The 25,374-nt window shown below is 44.2% G+C and carries 29 protein-coding genes; 15 read left to right on the top strand and 14 right to left on the bottom strand.

From position 1 onward, the window contains the following. Positions 1-20: 20 nt before the first annotated feature. Positions 21-968, top strand: a complete 948-nt coding sequence (locus AM279_RS12055; protein ID WP_074961657.1) for a hypothetical protein — start codon at positions 21-23, stop codon at positions 966-968. A 1-nt stretch (position 969) separates the two neighbouring features. Here the strand turns inward: AM279_RS12055 and AM279_RS12050 are convergent, their stop codons facing one another. After that, entirely contained in the window at positions 970-1,779 is an 810-nt protein-coding gene (locus AM279_RS12050; protein WP_143090432.1) for an energy transducer TonB, read from the bottom strand. A gap of 136 nt (positions 1,780-1,915) precedes the next feature. Here AM279_RS12050 and AM279_RS12045 point away from each other — a divergent pair, with 136 nt between their 5' ends. Genes AM279_RS12045 through AM279_RS12035 form a run of 3 tightly spaced genes read left to right on the top strand, consistent with a single transcriptional unit; the run spans position 1,916 to position 4,111 of the window. Further along, positions 1,916-2,170, top strand: coding sequence for a hypothetical protein (locus tag AM279_RS12045; RefSeq protein WP_054408286.1), 255 nt, complete (start codon positions 1,916-1,918; stop codon positions 2,168-2,170). 37 nt (positions 2,171-2,207) lie between these two features. Then, a complete protein-coding gene (locus tag AM279_RS12040) occupies positions 2,208-2,885 on the top strand; it encodes a glycerophosphodiester phosphodiesterase (protein ID WP_054408285.1) in 678 nt (225 codons plus the stop codon). After that, positions 2,882-4,111: a BaiN/RdsA family NAD(P)/FAD-dependent oxidoreductase gene (locus AM279_RS12035; RefSeq protein ID WP_054408284.1), complete on the top strand. Its 1,230-nt coding sequence runs from the start codon at positions 2,882-2,884 to the stop codon at positions 4,109-4,111. The genes AM279_RS12040 and AM279_RS12035 overlap by 4 nt, the downstream gene beginning before the upstream one ends. Before the next feature lie 54 nt (positions 4,112-4,165). On the opposite strand, the gene AM279_RS12030 is transcribed toward AM279_RS12035, so the two are convergent. Genes AM279_RS12030 through AM279_RS12020 form a run of 3 tightly spaced genes read right to left on the bottom strand, consistent with a single transcriptional unit; the run spans position 4,166 to position 5,818 of the window. After that, entirely contained in the window at positions 4,166-4,813 is a 648-nt protein-coding gene (locus AM279_RS12030) for a DUF4291 domain-containing protein (RefSeq protein WP_054408283.1), read from the bottom strand. After that, positions 4,797-5,297, bottom strand: coding sequence for a hypothetical protein (locus tag AM279_RS12025; RefSeq protein ID WP_054408282.1), 501 nt, complete (start codon positions 5,295-5,297; stop codon positions 4,797-4,799). Before AM279_RS12025 ends, AM279_RS12030 begins: the two co-directional genes overlap by 17 nt. A 44-nt stretch (positions 5,298-5,341) precedes the next feature. Beyond that, positions 5,342-5,818 (bottom strand): TspO/MBR family protein, encoded by a 477-nt coding sequence (locus tag AM279_RS12020; protein ID WP_054408281.1) that lies wholly within the window; start codon positions 5,816-5,818, stop codon positions 5,342-5,344. A gap of 181 nt (positions 5,819-5,999) precedes the next feature. Between AM279_RS12020 and AM279_RS12015 the strand changes: the two genes are divergently transcribed. The 4 genes from AM279_RS12015 (at position 6,000) to AM279_RS12000 (ending at position 9,599) form a co-directional block, all read left to right on the top strand. Then, positions 6,000-7,079 carry a diphosphomevalonate/mevalonate 3,5-bisphosphate decarboxylase family protein gene (locus tag AM279_RS12015; RefSeq protein ID WP_054408280.1) on the top strand — a complete coding sequence of 360 codons (1,080 nt, stop codon included), beginning with the start codon at positions 6,000-6,002 and terminating at the stop codon, positions 7,077-7,079. A 74-nt stretch (positions 7,080-7,153) separates the two neighbouring features. Continuing rightward, on the top strand, positions 7,154-8,092 hold the full coding sequence (locus AM279_RS12010; protein ID WP_054408279.1) for a mevalonate kinase family protein: 939 nt from the start codon (positions 7,154-7,156) through the stop codon (positions 8,090-8,092). A gap of 2 nt (positions 8,093-8,094) precedes the next feature. After that, positions 8,095-8,688: a hypothetical protein gene (locus tag AM279_RS12005; protein ID WP_054408278.1), complete on the top strand. Its 594-nt coding sequence runs from the start codon at positions 8,095-8,097 to the stop codon at positions 8,686-8,688. A gap of 212 nt (positions 8,689-8,900) precedes the next feature. Beyond that, the gene (locus AM279_RS12000) at positions 8,901-9,599 is read left to right on the top strand and encodes a DUF4397 domain-containing protein (RefSeq protein WP_054408277.1); all 699 of its coding nucleotides are present in this window, start codon (positions 8,901-8,903) and stop codon (positions 9,597-9,599) included. Between the two features lie 70 nt (positions 9,600-9,669). Here the strand turns inward: AM279_RS12000 and AM279_RS11995 are convergent, their stop codons facing one another. From AM279_RS11995 to AM279_RS11975, 5 genes are all read right to left on the bottom strand, one after another. Then, the gene (locus AM279_RS11995) at positions 9,670-10,026 is read right to left on the bottom strand and encodes a nuclear transport factor 2 family protein (protein WP_054408276.1); all 357 of its coding nucleotides are present in this window, start codon (positions 10,024-10,026) and stop codon (positions 9,670-9,672) included. Further along, positions 10,026-10,952, bottom strand: coding sequence for a pseudouridine synthase (locus tag AM279_RS11990; protein ID WP_054408275.1), 927 nt, complete (start codon positions 10,950-10,952; stop codon positions 10,026-10,028). Before AM279_RS11990 ends, AM279_RS11995 begins: the two co-directional genes overlap by 1 nt. Before the next feature lie 115 nt (positions 10,953-11,067). Beyond that, a complete protein-coding gene (locus AM279_RS11985) occupies positions 11,068-12,489 on the bottom strand; it encodes a DUF1593 domain-containing protein (RefSeq protein ID WP_082344219.1) in 1,422 nt (473 codons plus the stop codon). A 1-nt stretch (position 12,490) separates the two neighbouring features. Further along, positions 12,491-14,095, bottom strand: coding sequence for a GH39 family glycosyl hydrolase (locus AM279_RS11980; RefSeq protein WP_054408274.1), 1,605 nt, complete (start codon positions 14,093-14,095; stop codon positions 12,491-12,493). A 121-nt stretch (positions 14,096-14,216) separates the two neighbouring features. Beyond that, positions 14,217-15,131, bottom strand: coding sequence for a geranylgeranylglycerol-phosphate geranylgeranyltransferase (locus tag AM279_RS11975; protein ID WP_054408273.1), 915 nt, complete (start codon positions 15,129-15,131; stop codon positions 14,217-14,219). Positions 15,132-15,343: 212 nt separating this feature from the next. Here AM279_RS11975 and AM279_RS11970 point away from each other — a divergent pair, with 212 nt between their 5' ends. The 3 genes from AM279_RS11970 (at position 15,344) to AM279_RS11960 (ending at position 17,152) form a co-directional block, all read left to right on the top strand. Further along, positions 15,344-15,934, top strand: coding sequence for a hypothetical protein (locus AM279_RS11970; protein WP_054408272.1), 591 nt, complete (start codon positions 15,344-15,346; stop codon positions 15,932-15,934). Between the two features lie 132 nt (positions 15,935-16,066). Continuing rightward, complete coding sequence (locus AM279_RS11965; protein ID WP_054408271.1) at positions 16,067-16,657, top strand: TetR/AcrR family transcriptional regulator; 591 nt, start codon at positions 16,067-16,069, stop codon at positions 16,655-16,657. A 60-nt stretch (positions 16,658-16,717) separates the two neighbouring features. After that, positions 16,718-17,152 carry a PaaI family thioesterase gene (locus AM279_RS11960; RefSeq protein WP_054408270.1) on the top strand — a complete coding sequence of 145 codons (435 nt, stop codon included), beginning with the start codon at positions 16,718-16,720 and terminating at the stop codon, positions 17,150-17,152. Positions 17,153-17,205: 53 nt separating this feature from the next. On the opposite strand, the gene gldD is transcribed toward AM279_RS11960, so the two are convergent. The 4 genes from gldD to mutY are packed head-to-tail and all read right to left on the bottom strand — an operon-like array spanning position 17,206 to position 20,616. Continuing rightward, on the bottom strand, positions 17,206-17,775 hold the full coding sequence (gldD, locus tag AM279_RS11955; RefSeq protein WP_054408269.1) for a gliding motility lipoprotein GldD: 570 nt from the start codon (positions 17,773-17,775) through the stop codon (positions 17,206-17,208). After that, positions 17,759-19,057, bottom strand: coding sequence for a gliding motility-associated protein GldE (gldE, locus tag AM279_RS11950; RefSeq protein WP_054408268.1), 1,299 nt, complete (start codon positions 19,055-19,057; stop codon positions 17,759-17,761). Before gldE ends, gldD begins: the two co-directional genes overlap by 17 nt. A gap of 22 nt (positions 19,058-19,079) precedes the next feature. After that, complete coding sequence (locus AM279_RS11945) at positions 19,080-19,520, bottom strand: single-stranded DNA-binding protein (RefSeq protein WP_054408267.1); 441 nt, start codon at positions 19,518-19,520, stop codon at positions 19,080-19,082. Positions 19,521-19,575: 55 nt separating this feature from the next. Beyond that, positions 19,576-20,616 (bottom strand): A/G-specific adenine glycosylase, encoded by a 1,041-nt coding sequence (gene mutY / locus AM279_RS11940; RefSeq protein WP_054408266.1) that lies wholly within the window; start codon positions 20,614-20,616, stop codon positions 19,576-19,578. 133 nt (positions 20,617-20,749) lie between these two features. Here mutY and AM279_RS11935 point away from each other — a divergent pair, with 133 nt between their 5' ends. The 4 genes from AM279_RS11935 to AM279_RS20645 all read left to right on the top strand — a co-directional run bounded on the left by AM279_RS11935 (position 20,750) and on the right by AM279_RS20645 (position 23,885). Further along, entirely contained in the window at positions 20,750-21,040 is a 291-nt protein-coding gene (locus AM279_RS11935) for an HU family DNA-binding protein (protein ID WP_054408265.1), read from the top strand. A 470-nt stretch (positions 21,041-21,510) separates the two neighbouring features. Beyond that, the gene (locus tag AM279_RS11930) at positions 21,511-23,064 is read left to right on the top strand and encodes an Rne/Rng family ribonuclease (RefSeq protein WP_054410301.1); all 1,554 of its coding nucleotides are present in this window, start codon (positions 21,511-21,513) and stop codon (positions 23,062-23,064) included. Between the two features lie 127 nt (positions 23,065-23,191). Beyond that, positions 23,192-23,626 (top strand): hypothetical protein, encoded by a 435-nt coding sequence (locus tag AM279_RS11925; RefSeq protein WP_054408264.1) that lies wholly within the window; start codon positions 23,192-23,194, stop codon positions 23,624-23,626. Between the two features lie 88 nt (positions 23,627-23,714). Next, positions 23,715-23,885: a hypothetical protein gene (locus AM279_RS20645; RefSeq protein WP_160316447.1), complete on the top strand. Its 171-nt coding sequence runs from the start codon at positions 23,715-23,717 to the stop codon at positions 23,883-23,885. A 131-nt stretch (positions 23,886-24,016) separates the two neighbouring features. On the opposite strand, the gene tyrS is transcribed toward AM279_RS20645, so the two are convergent. Further along, a complete protein-coding gene (tyrS, locus tag AM279_RS11920) occupies positions 24,017-25,318 on the bottom strand; it encodes a tyrosine--tRNA ligase (RefSeq protein ID WP_054408263.1) in 1,302 nt (433 codons plus the stop codon). Positions 25,319-25,374: the final 56 nt, after the last annotated feature.

Raw genomic sequence — 25,374 nt, 5'->3', positions numbered from 1 at the left:
CCAAAATCATCAATCAATCAATGAACAGATACAAATTGTTGTTTCTGGCTGTGTTTACCTGCCTTATGGGTTATGGGCAGGTAAAAGACAGCCTACCCCAAAAGGCATTGCAAATGGCGGCCGATAAGTTTCCGTTTACGCGGCTGTTTAATGTAGAGCAGCGCTATGTTGCACCTTTTAACTACAGTTCTAAGCTGGGAGACGGTACAAAGCTGCCCGAAGGTAAAGTAAGCCAGATGCACCAAACCCGTGTGAATGCCAACATCAATTTTATAAAAAACCGCAAATGGATATTTAGCGCCGGGCTGTTTTACAATTATATGTATTCTGAAACCGAAGGCGGCGGACTGGGCGATACAAAATCAGACCTGCATTATTATGCCACAGGGCTTAGCCTTACACGGTTCTCCACGCTTTTTGGCAAAACGGCCATTTACAGCGCAAGCGTTATACCCACCGGGGGTAACGATGGTTTTGAGCGTGTAACGGGTATGGTATCGGCCACGTTGTTGCTAAAGGCTGATGCCACAACCAAGATGACGCTGGGGCTACTGGGTATTATCGACCCCAGTTCGATAGTGCCCATAGTGCCAACCTTTACCTACGAGAAAAAGCTGAAAAGCGGCTGGGTGCTTGATATTATACTGCCGCAGCGCATTTTTATGAAAAAGGATGTGTTTAAAGAAGGCAGGCTGTCGTTAGGAACAGAGCTTAGCACCACCAATTTTTACATAAGCGGCTACAACGGCAGCAGTAAAACCTATATGTTTAACCAAATGGAACTCATGACGGGCGTAACCTATGAGCATTGTTTTTCTAAACATTTTATAGGTACACTAAAAACCGGGATGCTGTACATACCGGCATCGCGCATTGCCGAGATCAATAATACATTTGATGATTATGAATTCAGTGCGCAGCCAGACCCGTCTTTTTACCTCAATGTGGGGCTGTCTTACAAGTTGTAGGTTATTTATTGTATAAGTTGAGGTCCATATCGCTGTTTACCGGTATGCCTCTGTATAGTGCGGGTTTCCATTTGGCTTTTTTTACAAAGGCAATGGCCCGGGCTTCAAAATACCGTGCAAATTCTTTGTTATTTGCTATACTGAAATCGCTCCTGACACTAATATTCCCTACAGTACCGTTTTTATAGATAATAAAGGTAACTTCTGTGTTTGCCTTTAATTTTTGTTGTTGTTCTTTAGTTAAACCTGGGTAGTTTAGCGTTTTTATAAAGTCATCTTCGGGCATTTTCAGGAAATCATCATAGCTTTTGGCGGCAGAATACCTTGATTCTGTATCGCATTCATAAAAGCTGAAAATCTGTTTGGGATGATTTTTAATGTAGCTCACATCGGCAATATGCCGTAGCGAATCAATAAAGTTTTTGCCAAATTCGTCTTCAATGGCAGCGTTCATAAGCTTTTCATAGCAGCGCCATCTAAAACCTTCCGGGGGTCTTATGCACGATACATCGCCCTGTGCCAAAGCAATAGAGTGTTTAGAAAGCAGGGCTTTCATTTCTGTGTTGCTGTAATCATAGCTTACCAGTCCGTATAAAAAAGTGTACGTCCACTTTTTGCTGGCAATATCTTCTCGTGCCCGCTTTTCTTCAGAAATACACAGCGTGTCTACCACCTTTACTTTTTTATCCTTGTTTTTAAACCAGTCTTCAAGACTATATACCACAACAGTATCATTTTTGGCTGACTCCGCATGCTTTTCTTTACACGAGGCAACAAGTGAAAGGATTATTATAAAGGCAATATGCTTCAAAAGAGTGGGGTTATAAGGTTGGCTTACCTCAAAAATATCAAAAAAGCGGTTCGGTTGTAAAACAATCTGCCAAACCGCTGCCAAAAAAGTATCTTTGCGGTATTACAATTTGTAAATAACCTAAAATAAACCAATTATGAAAATTAACGAATTTACCCAAAAAGCAATTGATAAATTTACAGCAGATATAACAGACAGTCTGTTTTTATTCATTCAGAATGATAAAGAATTGATGCAAGATTATTTGGATTTACTTGAGAATAACGAAAGGAATGTCGTTAATAGTTCAGTTGCGAAAGCAATTAAGGAACGTTTTGATTTGAAAAACATAGGAAAGTCTGACGCACCTGTGAGTACGTTAATAAAGACCTTCGAACAATTTGAAAAATAAATTTTCTTGTTTACAACACTTGCTAATACTCGTCTAAATGCTCAAAATAGGCCACAGGGGCGCCAAAGCCCACGTTACCGAAAATACCCTTGCCTCGTTTGAAAAAGCGCTGCAAATGGGCTGTAATGCCGTAGAGCTCGACGTACACGTGTGTGCTACCGGAGAGCTGGTGGTTATTCATGATTTTACGGTAGACCGCATTACAAACGGCAGCGGCGAGGTGCACAAGCTTTCGCTTAACGAGTTGAAAGCCCTTATGGTTGAAGGCGGGCACACCATACCAACTTTAGATGAGGTTTTTGATATGGTGGGTAAAAAAAGCCTGGTAAATATTGAAATGAAAGGCCGCCACACGGCACAGCCAGTCAGCGATTTTATAGAACGTTATGTGGCCGAAAAAGGCTATGCCTATACCGATTTTGTGGTAAGCAGCTTCCAAAGGGAAGAACTGCAAAACATGAGCAGGATTAACCCTAATATTCCGCTGGGCATACTCACCCAGGCCAGCGTTACCCAGGCATGGGAATGGGCCGATGAGTTCAAAGCCGTAGCGCTGCACCCGCACTATACGCTTCTGACCGAAAGCAACGTAACCAAAGCCCGTGAGGCAGGTTACAAAATTTATACATGGACGGTTAACGAACCTGCCGATATTGCCCGATGCAAAGCGCTGGGTGTAGACGGCATAATAAGCGATTACCCCGAAAGGCTATGAAAAACTATGATGTACTGATAGCCGGTGGCGGCGCGGCAGGCTTTTTTACGGCAATCAATATTGCCGAGCGCAACCCTAAGCTAAAAATTGCCATTTTAGAACGTGGTAAAGAAGTGCTGAGCAAGGTGCGTGTTTCGGGCGGGGGGCGGTGCAACGTTACCCATGCGTGCTTTATCCCCAATGATTTGGTAAAATTCTATCCCCGTGGGGAAAAGGAGCTGCGCGGGCCATTCAACCGTTTTTGCAGCGGCGATACCATTGAGTGGTTTGAACGCCACGGGGTGGAACTCAAAATTGAGGAAGACGGCAGGATGTTCCCCGTAACCGATAGCTCACAAACCATAATAGACTGTTTTCTGGCAGCAGCCCAAAAACACGGTATACAGATTCTCACCGGGCAGAGCATACAATCTATTTACAAAGCTGAAAGCCACTGGAAAGTACAAACTCAAAACGAAACCTTTACATCGCCCATACTGGTTATGGCCACCGGCAGCAACCCAAAAATGTGGGACATGGTGCAGGAACTGGGGCATAGCATTGTAGAGCCCGTGCCATCGCTCTTTACCTTTAACATAAAAGACCCGCGCATAAAAGACCTTATGGGTGTTTCGGCTTTGGCTGAAGTAAAAGTAAAGGGCAGCAAGCTTGAGGCCAGCGGCCCGTTGCTGATTACCCACTGGGGCATGAGCGGCCCGGGTATACTGCGCCTTAGTGCATGGGGAGCGCGTGAGCTGGCTGCAAAGCAATACCGCTTTACGCTGATGGTAAACTGGCTCAACACGGTTGATTATGCCGAATGCGAAGAAATACTGAAAGGGCTAAAACAGGAACACGCCAAGAAAACGGTGGGCAAGCTGTGCCCGTTTGATTTCCCCAAGCGTTTGTGGGAAAGCCTGATAACAGCAAGCGGAATTACCCCGGAAACGCGCTGGGCCGACCTCAATAAAAAACAGCTCGATGCCCTGGCTAATGAGCTTACCCGTGGCGAATATCCGGTTAACGGCAAAAGTACCTTTAAGGAGGAGTTTGTTACGGCAGGTGGCATCAGCCTTAAGGAAATCAACTTTAAAACCATGCAAAGCAAATTGTATGACACGCTTTACTTTACCGGCGAAGTGCTGGATATAGATGCCATTACAGGCGGTTTCAACTTCCAGAATGCATGGACGGGCGGGTTTATAGCGGCAGAGAGTATAGTGGAGAGTATGATGGAACGCGGATGACACGGATTTAGCGGATTTCCACGGATTTTTATTCTTGTCTGAAAACTACATCTGCTATCTGTCTAATGTCAACCCAATCCTTTTATTCAAATCCTCATTACCGGTACGGAATACATTTTCAACAGGAACCTGTAGTGTTTCAACCGGATTAGATTGCAGGTAGGTATATTGTGCTTTGGCAAACTCCGTTACATCTTCAATTTTTGTTACCTGTTTGCGGCCAAAGTTTTCAAGTACTTTGCCCTTTAAGCCCAGCTGAATGGCACGGCGCTCTATTTTGTTGCCAAAAGGGTCATGCTCCGGGTCCCACTGCAGGCGAACGGGTTTCTGTTCTAAATCGGCACGCCACTGCTCATGGCTGTCATAGTATTCTGCCTTGAATGATGAGAAGACAGCCTCCTGCAAGATGCTTTCAAAATCAGATTTTTTAAGCCATAGTGCCAGTACGCGTTCCTGGTTTTCTTTTTGTGCCCAGCCGCAGCGGTACATCATCCATAAAAAATTGGGCTTAATCCAAGACATGCGGTTGTAGCTAAAGGCATCGCCACCCAGGTATTGGTTTTGCACGGCAAAATCGGCAATACGGTGGTTGTAGGCCTGGTATACCACAATTTCATCATCGGTTTGGTGGGCAGTTATGTGCTGCCCTGTTTTGGGCAGGCGCTCAAGGCTTTGGTTGTAGGTTTCAGTGATAATAGCCATGTACAAATCTTTCGGGTTTAAAATAGTTTTCCAGACCCTCAAAACTACCTGCTTTGTAACATCCCGTAGCATATTCAAAAGCGTCAAATCCGTTTATGGGCTCTTGTTTTTCAAGATAGGTTAACGTTTCATCCACACCTGCAAATACTATAAGCTCTATGTCAACGGCACAATGTGTATCAAAGTCGGTAATTTTTGCTTTCCATATTTCAAGGGAATCTTCTACCTGACCGTGAAGGCCCAAAAGATAGGATGCAAACATAATGCTGTCTGCATTAACAGGTAATACGTTTTCTTCCCACACCTTTGCACGCAATTTGGTCATCTTATGGAGTATTGCCAATATGAAATTGCGGTTTTTGTGTAAGAGGATGTAATTATATAAATCCCAGCGTAAATTTTCGCTATCCTGAATTTCAGCTATATCGTCTTCAGTAATTGTATTTGTAGCGCTATAGCGCGAAAGGAGTTCTTCAACAGTCATTTTAAAATTAGTTCAATTTATGGTTGTTTAATGTTTGCCACCTGCTACCTGTTCATCCACCATATACTGCCGTTTAGTACCAGTGCGTAGCTTACCCACAACAGGTACGGAATCATAAGCAGGGCGGCTACTTTACTCACCTTGCGGAACTGGGCGTAGGTTTCATAAATCATAAGCCACAGTATAATGATTTCTATAAAGGCCAACAGTGGATTTTTAAGGTAAAAGAACAAAAAGCTCCACGCCAGGTTAAGGGCAAACTGTATGGCAAAAAAGCGCAGGCCTTTCTTGGTGTCGTCCTCATCCATCTCAATGCGGTTCCACACCAGGCCGGCGGCAACGCCCATCATAAAATACAACAGCCCCCACGCTACAGGAAAAAGCCAGTTGGGCGGGGTAAACACCGGTTTGTTAAGGGTAGGGTACCAGGTGTCTACACTGGTTTGGGTTATTTGCCCGGCCAGGTAGCCTAAAAACACGGTGGTAGCCACCATGAGCATAATTCGTATAATGCGTTGCATGTGGTAAGTTTTGGAGGAGTAAAGTTAGGCTATTTCACAAAGTTGCACAAAGAAGGCGTAAAGTTTCACAAAGGGTTAAGAAAGCTGCTAAGTCACTTAACAACAAGCTCAGTTGCTCAGCAGCTAAGAAGCTTAGCAGCTTCTTCAAAAAACTGTATCTTTGCCGCAAAACAAACTACACATGGTTACTGAACAGCACTTTGTTCCACAACCCTATACCGGCAGTGCGCAAAACGGCAGCTTTAGCTGGAGCGCACCCAGCAACATAGCCCTTGTAAAGTACTGGGGCAAAAAAGCCAACCAAATACCGGCAAACCCAAGCATAAGCTTTACGCTAAGCGATTGTAAAACCATTACCACACTGGGCTTTTCGCAGAAAGAAAGTAACGGTGCGTTTAGTTTCAACCTGCTTTTTGAAGGCCAGCCTAAAGAAAGCTTCCGCCCGAAGATTGAAAAGTTTTTTGAGCGTGTAGCGGTTTACCTTCCGTTTTTAAAAGACTATCATTTTACTATCGATACCCGCAATACATTTCCGCATAGCAGCGGCATAGCCTCATCGGCATCGGGCATGGCGGCAATGGCTGTTAACCTTATGAGCCTGGAGCGCCTGTTAAACCCGGATATGACCGATGACTATTTTTACCAAAAAGCTTCATTTTTGGCTCGTTTGGGTAGTGGCAGTGCCTGCCGCAGTGTAAAAGGCAGCACCGTAATTTGGGGCACTCATGAAGGTACACCGGGCAGTACTGATTTGTTTGGTATTCCGTTTACAGATGTGCACGAGGTATTTACAACCTACCAGGACACTATTCTTTTGGTAGATAAAGGCGAAAAGCAGGTAAGCAGCACCCTGGGGCACGACCTTATGCACGGCCACCCGTATGCCGAAAGGCGTTTTGCACAGGCGCATGAAAACCTTACGGCCATTAAACAGTCATTGGCTACGGGCGATTTAGATTCGTTTATCAAAATAACCGAGAGCGAGGCATTAACCCTGCACGCCATGATGATGACCAGCCAGCCCTATTTTATACTAATGAAGCCCAACACGCTGGAGATAATAAATAAGATTTGGCAATACCGTGCTGAAACAGCTGTGCCAGTGTGTTTTACGCTTGATGCAGGTGCCAATGTGCACATACTGTATCCCGAAAACGTTGCAGATAAAGTTTTGCAGTTTATTAAGAAAGAATTAGTTGGCTACTGCCAAAATAACCAGTACATTTGCGACAAAATTGGTGTAGGGGCTTCCTCAATTTAATAAACATTTGTTAAGTTAAACCTTGCAGCCGTTTTTTGCGTACCTTTATATACAAATAGATACCATCCGGACAAATGAAAGGACCGTTATTTTACTCGAAAATATTGCTTTTTGGAGAACATGGCATTAACAAGGGCTCTAAAGGGCTGGCAATTCCATATAACTTTTATAACGGCGGCCTTAGGGTAGACGACAACCAAACTGAAGTGGCCCTTAAAAGCAATGCAAGCCTTCGCGGGTTTGTAACCTACCTTGAAAAGTTACAGGCTGAAGAGCCGGAACTGGTAACATTTGACCTTGCCACACTAAAACTTAATGTTGAGGCCGGTATGTATTTTGACAGCAGTATTCCGCAGGGGTATGGCATAGGCAGCAGCGGCGCACTTGTTGCAGCTATTTATGACCAGTATGCCACCAATAAAATCACGGTGCTGGAAAACCTTACTCAGGAAAAACTGCTTACCCTTAAAAAGATATTCAGCCGTATGGAAAGCTTTTTCCACGGCACCAGTTCAGGCCTAGACCCGCTTAACAGCTACCTTAGTCTGCCTATACTTATCAATTCTGCCGATAGTATTGAAGCTACCGGCATACCCATGCAAAACCTTGAGGGCAAGGGTGCTATATTTTTGCTGGACAGTGGTATTGCTAAAGAAACTGCACCCATGGTGCAAATTTTTATGGAAAGCCTTAAAGACAAGGGTTTCCGTGCCATGCTTAAAAACCAGTTCCTTAAATATACCGATGCCTCTATCGAGAGTTTCCTTCACGGCGATGTAAAGTCGCTATTTTCTAATACAAAAGAGCTTTCTAAAGTTGTATACAACCACTTTAAACCCATGATTCCGGAAGGTTTTCATGAGCTGTGGCAAAAAGGCATAGAAAGCAATGATTACTACCTTAAACTGTGTGGCAGTGGCGGCGGTGGCTATATATTAGGCTTTGCGCCCGATATAGAAAGGGCCCAAAAATCGCTACAGGGGCACAAGGTTGAGGTGGTGTACCAGTTTTAATCATGGATTTTACCGTTAGCAGTGTTTTAAAAAACTTTATGGAGTCGCTTTTTGTGGGCTTCGGGATTCTTATACCTATTTTTGCATTAATCAGGACAAGTAACCTTAAAACCATACAGGTTAAAGACTTGTTTATACTACAGGCAGTACAGGCCGTTCGCCTCTCAGGCATATTTTATGCCGTGCTGCAAATTCCGATGCTGTATACCATACTAAAACCTGCCGAAAGCGCCACCGACAGTATGGTAAGTATAAGCTACCCGGCTTCATACCTGGTTACCATATTTTTTCCGGCATTGGCCTATCTTATTATAAGCCAGTTGTTCTGGATGAAGAAAATGTACGTGAGTAAAACACCACTTATCATCCTGGCTTTGCTGTTACTTATTATACCATCGCCTTCAGTAACTGCGCTTGTAAGCAGGCTTTTTGCCGACGGCCAGGATTATTTACCATCATCATGGACAATGTTTACCAGTATGATGCCGGGCAACCTTGCAGTGCGCACCCTATTGCATATAGTTATCTTTTTCTTTACCACTTTTACATTAATGCTGCTAAGTGGCAGGCTTAAAAAGATTATAGGAGAGAAGTAATCACGATAAAATATATAACAAAAGGCTCTTTTTAAAAGGGTCTTTTTTGTTTCACCTGCTTTTTTGTTTGCTTTACCCTGTATTTTATTGAGGGAATAGTATAAAATATTACATTTGGCAAGCATTCCCTTACTGTAAAAGTTAAAGTGTAAGTAGGCGCGCAACCTGTTTTAGTTGTTTACATCTATAGTATATAAAACATTCAAATTGCCATGAATTTCAAATTTCTTTCTAAAATGGCGCTGTGCGTGGGTGCAGCCATTTCGTTTACTTCGTGTGATATTGATGATGACGGAGGCTATTATTATCAACCGGACCCTAATGTGGCCTATGGCGTTATTGTAAATGCCAGCCCCAATAGCGGCGACCTGTTTTTTTATGCAGATGCAAACCAGGTAAATAACACTGCGCTTGCCTATACCGGTGCCGAGGGATATTATAACTTTCGCTTAGGTAACCGCCAGCTGAGCGTTAAAAACCTAAATGGCGAAACCATTGCAACAGATAGCATTACCCTTACTGCGGGGCAGTATTTCAGTACGTTTGCGGTAAATACGTTTGAAAATATTGAGCTGGTAACCTATACTGATAGCCTTGACTATCCTGCGCCTAACCGTGCTTATGTGCGCTTTATAAACCTTTCGCCCGATGCTCCTGCTATAGATGTGGTAGGTGTTAATGCAACCTTTGCCGAAGACCTTGAGTTTAAAGAGGCAACATCGTTTACCGAAGTGCCAACAGGCAGCTACGACCTGTCTTATAAAAACAGCGAAACAGGCGAGGTGTTGTTTAGCGAAACGGCAGTTAATTTTTATGCCGGGCGCATTTATACCATTTACACTAAAGGCTATGTTACACCGCCTGCCGGCAGTAACGATACTTTTAGCAGCGAACTTCTAAGGAATTATTAATTCTGGATTCTATTTTAAAGGAGAACGGACACCCATTGGGTGCCCGTTTTTTATTTGTTAGCCTTGTCTTTTACCCGTGGTACACACGTGAAAAAACAATCTTTCCATCCTTAATATCATATACCTCTGCCACAAGCATATCGGGTTCGCCATCAACGCGGCGGGTATATTCAATAAAAACCCTGTCGGCATTGGCGGTAACGGTATCCAAAACATATTGCAATGATGGTAGCCTGTCATAAGCACCGCGCCACCATTCGCGCAAAGCATTGCGGCCTTTTATAAGCCCCTGTGTTTCGGGCTGGCGGTCTTTAAGCTTTGGGCTGTAGTGTTGCGCATCATCAGCATACAGGTCTAAAAGCTGCTCCAGTTCGCGGCTGTTAAAAGCGGTAATCCAGGCGTGTGCAATATTTTCGTTAGCCGTCATTATGCATTTTTAAGGTTAATGATTTCCTGCTCGGTAAGGAAACGGTAAATACCCCTTGGCAGGTTCTTTTTGGTAAGCCCTGCAAACGATACACGGTCTACCTTAAGCACGTTGTAGCCAAAGCTTTCAAATATGGCGCGTACCACCTTAACGTTTGGAGTACGCAGCTTAAGGCCTATTTCGGTCTTGGGCTTATCATCTATGTAGCTAATTTCGTCTATAAACAGGCGGTGGCCATCAAGTGTTACGCCGCCCTGTATTTTTTCAAAATCGTCAAATTTCAGGTTCTTATCAAGCGATACCTGGTATATTTTAAACGATTTTTGGTTGGGCTGTGCAAATTTGCGCGCCAGTTCAGCATCGTTAGTAAATATAAGAAGGCCTGTTGTGGTAAGGTCCATACGGCCAATAGGCTGTAAATTAGCCTTGCTTGCCCCACGTATAAGCTCTGCCACATTGCGGCTGCCTTTTTCGCCATCGCCGCTTGTGCTGAAGGCTTTGGGCTTGTTAAGCAGCAGGTATTCTTTCTTTTCAGGTATAATGCGGGTGCCGTCAAACTCAACCGTATCGGTAAGTTTTACTTTGTAGCCCATTTCGGTAACCACCTGGCCGTTAACCTTAACGTTGCCGCTTTGTATGTAAATATCGGCATCGCGGCGGCTGCACATGCCTGAGTTAGAGATGTATTTATTTAAACGAAGCTCGTCTTTATCTTTAGCTACTACCGGCTTTGCAGGTTTAGCTTCCGGCCTTTGGCCTTTGCCTTTCACAAACTCTGCTTTGCGCACCGGCCTGCCTTCCGAATCTCCTTCCGGCTTGGCTGTTTTAGGCTTTGGCCTTTTGTTCAATGGCTTAGACGGGCCGTTGCTCTTCTTCCTGTCGTTCCCTCCGCGCGGTGCACCGCCTCTTTTACTACCGTTGTTCATTATGATGAATTTTTTGCAAAGATAGTTTTTTTTAGGAAGGTTCTGAGGTGCTTAGGTACTAAGGTTCTGAGTTTTCCTAAGTGCCTCAGTAACTCAGTACCTCAGTGCCTTTAAACTATGGAGTAATCAAAACCTCCACACGTTTATACTTCGTTAGGGCAGGGGTGCCCTTGTCGGTTACTTTTAGAACAAAATGGGCGGTAACAGCCTTTTTAATCTCCGGGGCTTTTAGCACTACACGATACAGGTTTTCGGCAGTGAGGAAGGGAATAGCGGGACTGGTGCCAATTTCGTTATACTGCAGCCACAGGTAGCTCAGGCTGTCGCCGTCAGGGTCTGTTGAGCCTGCTGCGCTTAGTGTAAACATCTCGCCTGATGTAACGGTTATCTTATCGGCATGGCCCAGTTTTGCAACAGGCGGGTGGTTGGCCTCTTCATAAGGCTTTGTGCACCAGTCCATACGTGCGGCAAAATCATTCTGGAAATCATCGCGCCAGCGCCAAAGGGTTACTTTATTGTCTTTGGTAATAACCGTATCTTTTTTAACTGGCCTGCCATAAGGGCTGTAGGTATAGGTTTGATAGGTGTCAAAAGCATTGGTCCATATCGGGCGGGTTTCGGGTTCAAAAGGCACGCCGCCGGTAAAGCCTTCGCCTTCCAGTTCGGCCGGGGTAATTTTGTACAGTTCATAACGGCCGCCCCAGCCGCCTTTATTGGGATGTTCGGCATCGTTAAGCCCGTTGGGAATCAGGCCCAGGAATGCAGGAGTGTCGCCCTCCATACCGTAGCCCACATCAGGGTACATGGCGCCAAGCGGCCCATGGCCTTGCTGTATGTTTTCTGCCAGCCAGGCATTGCTTACGGTGGTGTTATCTATGCTGTTTATGGTAAGGTTAATGCCGCCCCATGTGGCCTTGCCGTAGCCGCCCGGCGTAACAATGTAAAACACATCAGGGAATGTTTTGCGAATCCACGACCCGCTGTCATCCTGGTCAGATATGGTGTACACACGCAGCTTTGCAGTAAGCCTTTTGGCTTCCGCCGAAGATTTGGTTTCCTTAATCTTGTACAGTGCCTGTGCCAGCGTATTTACACCGCCCCAAACCGATACCCAAACCGGACGCTTGTCGTCTTTTTCGAGTGCTTTTATAATCAGGTCAGACCCTTCAGAATCATGACCTTTACCTACGTGCTTCATGCCATAACCGGGCTGGCCTTTTTTAACCAGTGCCATAAGGGCAGCGGCTTCCGGGTAGCCGGGTTCGTGCTTTAGCAGGTTAGGATGTACTTTGGCGTAAGCCTCTAACAGTTTAGTGATGGATTCCGGAGCTATAAAGCCCTGCTGGTGTATAGATGTAGTGGCAACCAGGCCTTCAATATCCATAGTGTTGGCATACAGCAGCAGGCGTACAAAGCTTTGCGAATCATCGGGGTCGGCCTCAATATCGCTAAGTATAATAACGCGGTGCTTTTCCTGTCCATAACCCCTCTGCATAAATGCAGGGGCAAATGATAGTAGGATGAATAAAAACCTCATGTTACTGCTTTGTTACATTAAGGAAAATCACATCGTTTTCACGAATGTCGGCATCAAAGCTAAAAGTGCCGTCTGCCTTTATGGTAACAGTGCCGGTGTAGTAGGCTTTGCCGTTGTTTTCGGCCTTTAGCTTTTCTACCTGCTGTTTGTTGAGTTGTGCAGGCCTGCCCATTTCTACATAGGCGGTGTGGGCATCGTTAGCCTTGTAGCCTACTTTGTACGCCTCAACTTTGTAGGTGCCCTTAGCCATGCCTTTTACCTGTACTGTGGCCTTGCCTTTGCCCTTTGCCGGTAGGTCTTTTATGTAATACACCTGGTTGTTAACCTCCTTGCCGGGGTGGGTATTGGTAAAATCCCAAAGCAATACCTGCAGGCCGCCTTTGGTATCTTTAGTAACCCACGAACGGCTGTCAGCGTTGCTGAGTTCGGTATTGCCAAGTTTATTTAAGAAAGAGTACGAATAAAACGCCGGTTTGTTGATGCCTTGTATGGTCAACAGCCCGAAACCGCCGTGGAAGGCTTCAAAACGCGGGCCTGCCTCTTCAAAAATATCGGTAAACACCCAGTATGACATGGAGTTGGCTGCCGTACCACTTTGCTTTAGCTTTTCAAGAATATAAGCCGCTTCGTGGTAGCTGTCGTGCACGGGGTCGGCCGGGGTGTAAGAAGCACTCCACTCGGTATAATGCAGTTCCAGGTTTTTAAGGCCCGAATCCTGTATTTCTTTACGTGATTTCAAAACGTCTTCGGCAACAGCCATAGGTTTTTGGCTCAGCACCGTGCCCGAATTACCAAATTCATCCAGGAAGCCCTGCTCTACGCCATAAGAATGCGTGCTTGCGAAGTCGATAGGCACGTTGTTCTTTTTACAAAACTCAAGCATTTCAGGTATCCAGGCGGCACCTGCCGTTGCGGGGCCACCCACTTTGTAAGCCTTATTAACCTCTTTTATGGCTTTTGCTGCATGTTTGTACAGCTTAAAGTATTCTTCCTGTGTACCGGCCCAAAAACCGTCGAGGTTGGGTTCGTTCCACACCTCAAAATACCATGATTTTACCTCTTCGGCGCCATAGCGTTCCGTCCAGTGCTGGATAAGGTTTTTAATCAGGGCTTCCCACTTGGCGTAGTCTTTAGGCGGGGTTACGTTGCCCCTCCACCAGAATATGGTTTTGCTGCTGCTTGCCATTTGCGATGGCATAAAGCCAAGTTCAACAAAAGGCTTAACGTCTATGCTGAGCAGGTAATCAAACAGGGCATCAATATACATGTAGTTGTACATGGGGTTGCCTTTGCTGTCTTCTTTATACACGGCCATATCGTCAGTCAGCAAGCCGTGCATGCGTATATAACGGAAACCGCATTCCTGTTTAACAAACGCCAGCTGCTGCTGCCAGTCGGCACGAAGGCCCTCGTTGGCACGCCCGGCACCTATGCATTCGTTAAAGGTTGTATTGAGCGGCCCGGCAGTTTTGCTGTAGTCAACAGAAATGGTGCGGTTTTGGGCATTGATAATTGTAATACCGGCTAATAGTGCGGTGCCCAGCAGCAGGTTCTTTACCTGTTTTTTGTGTAATGCTAATTTTTGGGTTGATAAAATTGTATACATGGGGTAAATAAAGTTTGGTTGATGCCAAATATACAATTTAGTTTTATACTTATGGTTTTAATGACCATTATTTAAAAGCTGCTGAGTTGCTTAGCTACTTAGCTAAAAGCCTTATTACTTTTTATAGCAAATAATTCCGGCCGTTGACCAGAACTTCAGGATCTATAAGTACAATGCTGAAAACACCCGACACAATAAGGAACTTGAGCAGGTTATGCAGCAGCAGGTAATCCGCACGGCTTTCGGCTTTCCATAATTTCAATAGGAAATAAATAATAACCAGCATACCGGCATAGAAGTAAATATCCATGTAGCCCACATCATACACGTCTATCAGGTAATACACGGGTATTATACTGATGAATATAAGTGTGGCTATGATGTTTTTTGCAGTGCGTTCGCCAAAAATAACCGGTATGGTACGGTAGTCAGACACCAGGTCGCCTGCCAGGTTTTCGAGGTCTTTAATCATTTCGCGCACCAGTATAAGCAGGTACAAAAATGTGGCGTGTACATAAATTTCGGGGTAGAAATTTTTAAAGTACATCAATATCCCGAAGAACGGCAATACGGCAAGGAATGCGGCGGTAAGGTTGCCAATGATAGGATATTTCTTAAGCTTGTGGCTGTAAAACCATATCAGGAAAATATAACCCGAAAAGAAAAATACAGCCCGCCATGAAACTAAAAAGGCCAGCAGTACCACAATTAAATTTAGTGCAAAATATACCTGTAGCTTGGTGCCCTGGCTCACCAGGCGGTCGAGCATTGATTTCTTAGGACGGTTTATGAGGTCTTTTTGCGCATCATAAAAATTGTTGATAATGTAGCCCGAAGCTATGGTTAGCGATGAGGCCAGTACAATAAAAAACAGGTTCAGGTCCAGGATTACATCAAGCGCGCGGCGCTCTCTGTCAAGAATAAATATGGCAGAAAGATACTGCGCCAGGGCAATAACGGGAATGTTGTATCCGCGTACTACCGAGAACAGGCTGAATATTTTCATTAATACCAGTTTTGACTTTCTGGATGCCATGAGGGGTTTTTAAAAATTAACTTTTTTAGGGCGCAATTATTGTACCAACGGCAAATATAAGGGTAAAAGTTTTGTAGTAATATTCAGATGGTAAAAAAGCAGTTTTGAGGTTAAAGTATTTAAGTATTTCGGGTTTATTAAGAATATTTATGGGTTATGCGCAACTGTTTTGGTTTTTAGTCATCTGATTATTATATAAATTACCAACTGTTATGAAAAAAATATTTTTAATTGCAGGCTTTTGCGGCCTGATGGCTTCGTGCTCAGACAATGACAGCACACCGGTAGATAATACGCTGCCACCGGTAGAAGGTAACAAGGTATTGGCGCTAAAAGTAGACCTGCTTACCAATACGTTTGAGGGAGCTAAAGAGCTTGAATTTGATGAGCTTGATGGCTTTACGCTTGATGTAGATTACAATCCGCCGGGCGATTTTGGCGATGTAACCATTAATTATGCCGAAGCACAGCAGCCGCTTTTTGCCGGTACAATTATATGGATGGGCAGCGGCGAGATATCATATCCTGATTTTCAGCCTGCAAGCGCTTTTGAGAGTAGCAATGGCGAGGCTGCCCTGCCTGCCAATGAAGATTTTGAGCTTATTGCCAATGGCGAAGGCGAGGCCGCACCATGGCAAAGCCTGGAGTATCCGCCTATATGGCATGCTGTTGATAATCTTGATATAGTTAAGGCTTACCGCCAGGCTAATCCGGAAGCAAAAGTTAAGTTATACCTGTATACACCCAGCGTAGGCATAGGCGACCCGGCTGAGTGGGACTGGATAATTTTCCTTAAAAATTAGTTGTTTGTGTATTTTTTAAAAGGAGCTGTTGGAAACAACAGCTCCTTTTTTATGTAGTTGTCTGTAGAAAAATGATTTTTATTTTGGTTGAATAAACCGTTTGGTTTATTTTAGTAGCCAATACATATCTTTATGACAAAAGCCGAACGCACCCGCCAGCTTATTATAGAAAAAACCGCACCTATTTTTAACCAGAAAGGCTATGCGGGTACATCGCTTAATGATATAAGCGAGGCTACAGGCTTAACACGCGGCGGTATTTATGGCAATTTTGAAAATAAAGATGAAGTAGCCCTTGCTGCATTCGATTATAATTACGGACAGTTTTTTGGGGTCATTCGCGGCAGGATTAAAGAGAAATCTAAAGCGCATGAAAAGCTGCAGGTGTATATTAATGCCTACCGCCACCCTGAATTGCAGGCGGTTTTGCAGTATGGTTGCCCCATATTAAACACCGCAACAGAGTCAGACGATACCCACCCTGAATTGCGCAAGAGGGTTATAGCGGCCATTAATCGCTGGCACCGTGGTATTGAAGATATTGTTAAGGAAGGGCAGGAGCGCAAAGAGTTTAGGAAATCAGTTGATGTAAAGGAATTTGCATCGGTATTCATAGCGCTTATTGAAGGTGGCGTAATGCTGGTTAAGGCTACCGGTAACGACAGCCATATAGAAGCGGCGTTGCGCCATGCAAAAAAAATGATACAGGAAATCAGGAAATAATAAATCTCAAAAAAATTTACAAATCAATATACCAAACGGTATATTTTATAATTTCAGAATATGGACACAAAAGAAGCTGCTTTTTTAAGGCAATTTATTGGTAAGGAAGTTACAGGCAGCCCATCGCCGTTTATGAACTGGCTAAGACCTGTAATGCTGGCTGTAGAAGACGGCAGCCTGGAATTTGAATACACAATTCGCCATGAAATGACAAACCCATTTGGCATACTGCACGGTGGTGTTATGGCGGCTATGATAGATGATGCAGTTGGGGCAACGTTTATTGTGCAGGGCGAGCCCGTAAATCACATAACCATAAACCTTGCGGTAGATTATTTTGCATCGTCTAAAGAAGGCGATAAGGTTATAGCGGTAACATCTGTAGTTAAAAAAGGCAGGCAGATTGCCAATGCCCAATGCGAACTGTGGAATGCAGACAGGACTAAATTACTGGCACGCGGCTATACAAATATGTTGAAGATAGTTGCCCCCTAACCCCCAAAGGGGGAAATTGCGCCTTCTTACTCCCCCTTTGGGGGCTGGGGGCTTTACCTCCACTTCAGTGTTTCCATTATAAAGCGCATATCGTCTTTAAGATAGCTGGCAGCAGGCATAATAGAATCAAAGTTTGGCTTGGTGTAAAAATACATAGAGCCGGTAACAAAGTGGTGCAGGCTATCGGTTACATAAAACTGGGCATTGGTAGCGGCATCTCCACCCACCTGGCTAAACATTCCGTATACTTTATCCTCATCATTAATAAAGGGGTACGACACAATATCAGTAGCCTTAATTACGTGTTCGTAGGTTAGCTTTTCGGCATCGCGAAGCAATGTTTCAAGGTTGCCCTGAACCGGCTTGTAGGTTATGTAGAGAGTAGCCTTCATTTTTGGGTAGTAAATTTCAAGGTTACAATCGGTATTCTTCTTTATCTTAGAAAGGGAGTTAATGCCAAACGTGTACGGGCAGTTGCCTTCAAACGGTTTGTAGGTGCCTAACGGGTAATCCAGCCTTAATAGCGCGTTGGGTTTTGGCGTAGGGTCATCTCCGCATGAATTAAACATAAGGCAGGCCAGGGCCAGTAGGCATATAATGTATGGATTATTGAAGAGCTTCATTTAGTGTAACCTTAATTTGTTTTATCCGCCTCTTATCAACAGATTCGACGGTAAAGATATTGCCCTTAAAGTTAATTTTTTGCCCTTTTTCAGGAAAATTGCCGTTTATGCCCGTTACAAACCCGCCAAGGGTATCGGCATCTCCGGCGGCATCTTCAAAATCATCCTCATCGGTACCGGTAATGCGGTAAAAATCTTTGAGTCCTATTTTGCCGTCAAATAAAAAGTTGAGTTCGTCTATCTGGGTAAAAAACAGGGCGTCGTCATCAAACTCATCGCTAATGTCGCCCACTATTTCTTCCAGTATATCCTCAAGGGTTATAATGCCAGATGTGTCTCCATACTCGTTAACCACCACGGCAAGGTGGTTTTTCATGTCCTGAAAATCCCGTAGCAGGTCGTCAAGCTTAATGGTTTCGGGTATAAAGTAGGGGTTGCGCACAATATCCTGCCATGCAAAGTTTTGGCTCCCAATGTACGGAATGAGGTCTTTAATATACAGTATGCCAGTAATACGGTCTATAGTGCCCTCATAAACCGGAATGCGAGAATACCCGTTTTCACGGATGCTTTCCAGCACTTCTTCCCAGCCGGCGGTGTGTTTAAGTGCAAAAATATCAATACGGGGTGTCATTACCTGGCGGGCATCAGTAGATCCAAAGTTTACAATGCCTTCCAGTATTTTTTGCTCGTCTTCATTGGCTTTGCCATAATCGGTCAGTTCCAATGCCTGCGAAAGCCGGTCTACCGAAAGCGTGCTTTTGCTGTCGCCAAACTTTTTTTGAAGCCATAGCGTAACATTGCGCATGGGTATGCTAAACGGCGAAAGCGCCTTGCTTAGCAGTAGTAATGGATAGGCAACACGGCTGGCAAAGCTCTGGTTGTTGCGCCCTGCATATACCTTGGGCAGTACTTCGCCAAAAAGCAGTATTAATATTGTTATTACCGCCACCTGAACGGCAAACCGCAATCCTGAAGGGGTTATGCCTGCAAAAGCATTAAGCCTGAAAAAGAACAGGATTATGGCTATATTAATAAAGGTGTTGGTTATAACTATGGTGGCCAGCAGCTTTTTGGGCTTTTGAAGCAGGCCGGCAATAAGGTTGCCTTTTTGGGTGTCTTTGCGCTTTATTTTGTCTACATCGTCTGGTGTAAGCGAAAATAAGGCAACTTCAGTACCCGATATCAGTGCAGAACAGCCCAGCAGAAGCATTATGCCTGCAAAGCCTATTAAAATGTTTGTAGGGTCGGTTATTATGCTCTGGGGGCCGGGGTCGTCCACTGTATCGGGTATTGGTTAAACATTAAAAGGGTAAATCATCGTTTGTGGGCATGGCCGGCATGGGGTAGTCCTGGCCTTTGGGCTGTTGCTGCTCAGGGTTAAAGCCCTGCTTGTTGTCAAGCTCTTTTTTGGTAGTTAAAAAAGTAAACTCAGTTACCTGTATCTCAGTGGTATACTTGGTTACGCCGTCTTCTCCCTGCCATTGCCTTGACTTAATGCGACCTTCCACATAAATTTTGTCACCCTTGCTCAGGTATTTCTCGCAAATCTCAGCAGCCTTGTTGCGCACAACCAGGTTGTGCCACTCGGTACTGGTAATCTTCTCGTTGGTCTGCTTATTAATGTATACTTCATTAGTAGCCAGCGGGAAACGACCGATGCAGTTGCCGCCCTCAAAATAATGCAGCTTTACATCATCGCCCAAATGGCCTATGAGCATGACCTTGTTTAACGTTCCGTTCATTGTTCTTAGATTAATTGTTGTTTTTAGTGTTAACCAAATGTAATCAAATTAATCATCAATCCCAATGTGCCTCTATAAAATTGTGGATGACAATAGGGAACGGATATTTTTTTATTGCCTCAATATCAAGCATTTCAGGCAGTGCCTCGTTTACAGTGGCCTCCCAAAAGTTGATGTGCAGCTTTTGGTGAGACAGTTTATGTATTACAGGTTCGGGGTTTAATAAAGTCACGTTTTGGAGACTTACATTATCGCCTAAAAAAGCGCGAATTTGTGGTTTGATTTCACTTTCGGAACCTGAAATCGACGTTTCTAACAGCGGAAACTCGTACAACCCGTGCCAAATGCCTTTTTCGCCGCGGCGGGTAACTTTTGTATGTCCGTTATTATCCTTTATAATTATATAGTTAAAAAAGCGGTCGGTTACTTTTTGCTTTTTCAGTTTTACGGGCAGGCGTGCTACGCGCCCGGTGTTAAACGCCACGCAGTCCTGGTTAAAAATGCAAATACCGCAATCAGGGCTCTTGGGTACACACTGCAAAGCGCCAAACTCCATCATGGCCTGGTTAAAGTCGGCCGCCCGGTCTACAGGCATAAGTGATGCCGCCAGCTCAGCAAATATCTTTTTGGTGGAAGGCGTGCTAATATCGGCCTCAATGCCAAATACCCGTGCCAGTACCCGGTATACATTGCCGTCTACCACCGGAACTGCCTCGCCATAGCTAATGCTGGCAATGGCGGCAGCAGTATAGTCGCCCACCCCTTTTAGTTTTAGCAGCCCGGCATAACTGTTCGGGAAGTTTCCGCCCATTTCAAAAGCCACCTGTTTAGCGGTGGCGTGCAGGTTGCGCGCACGGCTGTAGTAGCCCAGCCCCTGCCACAGTTTTAAAACCTGTTCTTCAGGCGCGTTTGCCATGTCATTTACAGTGGGGAAAGCCTCAATAAAGCGCAAAAAATAAGGCAGCCCCTGTGCAACACGCGTTTGCTGCAGCATAATTTCGCTGAGCCAAACGGGGTAGGGGTGCGTGGTTTTGCGCCACGGCAAATCGCGCTTATTTTGTAAATACCATTGTATTAAAAGGTTAGAAAAATCCATAGTTTTGGGCAAGGTTGGCAAAAGTAAAAGTTTATGTTATTAAATTTTAATAGATTAACCTTGAATTATTGTTTTTTTAATTGTTATATTTGCACACTCAAAAAAATACACACATTATTAAATTTAAATAAAAATGACGAAAGCAGACATCGTAGCGAAAATTTCGGAAAAACTTGGACTTGAAAAGAATGATGTTCAGGCAACCGTTGAGTCTTTTATGGAAGAAGTAAAAAGCTCACTTGAAACCGGAGATAACGTATACCTAAGGGGTTTTGGTAGTTTTATCATCAAAACACGTGCTGAGAAAACTGGAAGGAACATCTCTAAGAACACTACAATAAAGATACCTGCTCACAACATCCCGGCTTTTAAACCTGCTAAAATATTTGTAGAAGGCGTTAAAACTAACACCGAAGTAAAATAATTTATTAACCACCAAACACCCTTAGAACAATATGCCAAGTGGTAAGAAAAGGAAAAGACATAAGGTAGCTACTCACAAACGTAAGAAAAGAGCGAGAGCTAACCGTCACAAGAAGAAAAAGTAGTTCTAAACTACTTTTTTTCTTTTAGAGGAAAAAAAAGGCGGCAGATAGCAGGTAACAGATGGCAGATTACACAATTTATCATCCGTTACCCGCATCTAAAGCCAAAAAATGACAGACGTTCATTGAAAAAAACTCAGAATTTAGAATTCAGAAATCAGAATTGAGCTTCACTCAAGCTGAAAGCTGACCGCTAAAAGCTGAAAAAGGGTACAAACAATGCCTGTAAACTATTGTTTAATCCATCTGCTAAAAACTGTTTATAGTTCATAGTTCATGGTTCATGGTTGCTGACTCTGAACACTGAACACCGAACACTGAACACTTATAACAGATAAAAATGTACAGTGTGAACAAAGAATTGATTATTCGATCTGGTTCTGATGCCGTAGATTTTGCCTTATTAAAAGATGGAAAACTTATAGAATTACATAAGGAAAAGGAAAAAGAGGACAACAAGAACACCTTTAACGTGGGCGATATTTACCTGGCCAAAATCCGCAAGCCGGTGGCCGGCCTAAATGCTGCCTTTGTAAATGTGGGGTTTGAAAAAGATGCATTTTTGCATTATCATGACCTGGGCCCCAACCTGCAATCCTTATTGAAATTCATAAAACTTGTAAGCGCAGGTAAGATTAAAGATTATTCCCTTAAAAACTTTGCCTTTGAGCCTGAGATAGATAAAAACGGTGCCATAGCCGATGTGCTAAGCGCTAACCAGTCTATTTTGGTTCAGGTAGTAAAAGAGCCCATAAGCACAAAGGGCCCGCGCATAAGCTCAGAGCTTTCGCTGGCAGGCCGCTATGTAGTGCTGGTGCCTTTTAGCGACCGCATTTCTATTTCGCAAAAAATAGAAAGCAAGGAAGAAAAAGACCGTCTTAAAAGGCTTGTACAAAGCATAAGGCCAAAAGGTTTCGGCGTAATTGTGCGCACGGTAGCCGAAGGGAAAAAAGTAGCCGAACTGGATAAAGACCTGCAAAACCTGATTGATAAATGGTCAGGCATGTGCAAACGTCTGCCGGGGGCGCACGCACCCAGCAAAGTGCTGGGCGAGGTAAACAGGGTATCGAGCATATTGCGCGATGTGTTTAATGACACCTTTACGGGTATATATGTAGACGACGAAGACCTGTTTTACCAAACGAAGGACTATCTGCAGGAGATAGCCCCTCAAAAAGCCAATATCGTTAAAATGTACCAAAACCGTGATTTGCCACTGTTTGAAAAATACAACATAGAAAGGCAAATTAAAACCTCTTTTGGCAAAACGGTATCTATGAGCAAAGGCGCCTACCTTATTATAGAGCATACAGAAGCCCTGCACGTTATAGACGTAAACAGTGGTAACCGCTCTAACAAGGCCCAAAGCCAGGAAGATACAGCCCTTGAGGTAAACATGATAGCCGCCGCCGAAATTGCAAGGCAGCTAAGGCTACGGGATATGGGCGGTATTATTGTGGTTGACTTTATAGATATGGGCAACCCCGATAACCGTAAAAAGCTCTACGATTTCCTGAGGGAAGAAATGAGCGACGATAAGGCGAAACACAAGATCCTGCCACCGAGTAAGTTTGGGTTAATCCAGATTACACGGCAACGGGTTAGGCCGGAAGTAAACATTAAAACCAGGGAGGAAAACCCAAGTGGCGGCGGAGAAATTGAAGCCCCTATACTGGTTATAGACCGCATAACGGCCCACCTTGAAAGAATTATTAAGACCCACAAAAAAGTAGTGCTTAATGCACACCCTTTTGTGGCTGCATACCTAACTAAAGGGTTCCCATCTATCAGGACTAAATGGTACCTGGAACACAAAAAATGGGTAAAAATTATACCGCGTGACGCTTACACGTATTTAGAATACCACTTTTATGATAGCAAAGGAAACGCTATTTCAGAGTAACAAAAGCCGCCTTAACAAGATGTTGGGGCGGTTTTTTTATGCCTGGCATTCTGCTTAATATACCTAAAAATGGGTATAGGATTTTAGGTTTCTTTAACATAATTTAGTTGTGCTAAAATCCCTTACCATGAAAAAAATACTGTTTTTACTGCTAATGATGTTGCCTTTTATGGCTAAAGCCCAGGAGGTGTATCACATTAAGTTTATTCCTTCTTCCCAAACACTGCACAGCGTAGCAGCGGTTATTTTTGACGACAATACAGGCAAAATGCGGGTACTGTACAACAACGGTAGTGGCGACCGCCTTATTGAAATGGACATAAAGGTAGAAGATGATGCCGATGGTTTTTACCTGCACGGCTCTAACCCTAAAAATGTGCGTAGTGCCGGGGCAGCAAACTACAATGCCGACCACTTTTACATAGGCATTGATGCAGATGGCGAAATTTACTGCCGCAACAGCGATGATGCCCACTCCAGCAGCGACTGCTGTATTATGGAAGTAGAGGGAGGTAAAAACCAAAACCTGTTCCTTAAGGAGTTTGACTGGTCTTTAGATTAATACATACCGCCACAGGGCGGTTTTTTTGTTTTAAGCGGGTACTAAACCTAATTGCAAAAGAGTTATATTGGTAGCCAATCTCTTTACTATGAAATATTTAAGTTTAATGCTCATTTTTGCTTTTGTGTCATGTAAAAATAAAACCACTATAGCAAAATTAAATCCCGGTAACGACACTATAGTTATTGCTGAAAAATGCGCCGTGCTGTATAGCCTGCCGCCTGATAAGCTGGAAACCTTGATACTGTACAGTATCTAACCGGAATTTATATGTTTAACCCTCCTAAAAGCCCAAGGCAGATTAACATGTATGATGTTATAAGCTCTGTACAAAAATATTACAGTAGTAATCCTTAGTAACAAAAAAGCGGCTCTTTCGAACCGCTTTTCTTATTTAACTGTAATTACATAATATTTGTTTTTACCGTGCTGTACCAGTATGTATTTACCCAGCAGCAGGTCTTTATCGCTTAGTTTGTAGTCGGCATTTATCTTTTCCCTGTTTATGGCAACCGCATTAGCGGCAAGCGCCTTGCGCGATTCGCCCCTCGACGGGAAAATACCCGTAAGCTCAGCCAGCTGCTCAATAGCACCCTGTGTGTTTTCAAGGTCGGCAGCCGATACTTCTGCGGTAAAGAATTCACCAAAAATATCGGTAAAGAAAGCCTCGTCAAGTGTGGCAAGGTCTTCTTTGGTGTATTTAGAAAATACAAACTCTGATTTTTTAATGGCGTCTTCAAGGGCTTCCTCACCGTGAACAAATTTGGTTACCTCGGCGGCAAGCCTTCTTTGCAGTGCCCAAAGGTGTGGCGCCTGCTTGTGTTCTTCAATTATAGCTTCAATTTCCGGCTCTGTAAGGAAAGTAAATATCTTAATATACTTTTCGGCATCTTCGTCTTTAACCTTCAGCCAAAACTGGTAAAACTTGTACGGCGATGTTTTATCGGCGGTAAGCCACACGTTGCCACCCTCGCTTTTGCCAAATTTAGAGCCGTCTGCCTTGGTAATAAGCGGGCACGTCATGGCAAAGGCCTCTTTATTGCCTTCGTCGTTCATGCGGCGCACCAGCTCAGTACCCGTGGTTATGTTACCCCACTGGTCAGAGCCACCCATTTGCAGTTTAACGCCCAGGGTTTTGTGCAGGTGGTAAAAGTCATACCCCTGTATAAGCTGGTAGGTAAACTCAGTGAACGACATACCGTTGCCTGCCTCGCCGTTAAGCCTCTTTTTAACCGAGTCTTTAGACATCATGTAGTTTACGGTAATACGCTTGCCTACATCGCGCACAAATCCAATAAAGGAGAATTCCTTCATCCAGTCGTAGTTGTTAACCAGCACCGGCGCATTGGCTTCCGTTGAATTAAAATCCAAAAAACGCGAAAGGATACCTTTAATGCCCTCAACGTTTTTGTTTAGTGTGGCTTCGTCAAGCAGGTTGCGCTCATCGCTCTTGCCGCTTGGGTCGCCTATCATGCCTGTAGCGCCGCCCACAAGGGCAACCGGCCTGTGGCCAAAACGCTTTAGGTGTACCAGTAGTATTATGGGAACCAGGCTGCCTATGTGTAGCGAATCAGAAGTTGGGTCAAAGCCTATATAAGCCGTGGTGCTTTCTTTAAGCAGTTGATCTTCTGTTCCGGGCATAATGTCGTGCACAAGCCCCCTCCATTGCAGTTCGGTTACTAAATTTTTCATTGTTAAAGAATTATTGAGGTGCAAAAATACAAAGCCTTGGTATACCACAAATAAAC

Origin of the sequence: Flavobacterium akiainvivens, assembly GCF_001278115.1 — a bacterium.
Lineage (GTDB): Bacteria > Bacteroidota > Bacteroidia > Flavobacteriales > Flavobacteriaceae > Flavobacterium > Flavobacterium akiainvivens.
This window is presented reverse-complemented; position numbering and strand designations above follow the sequence as displayed.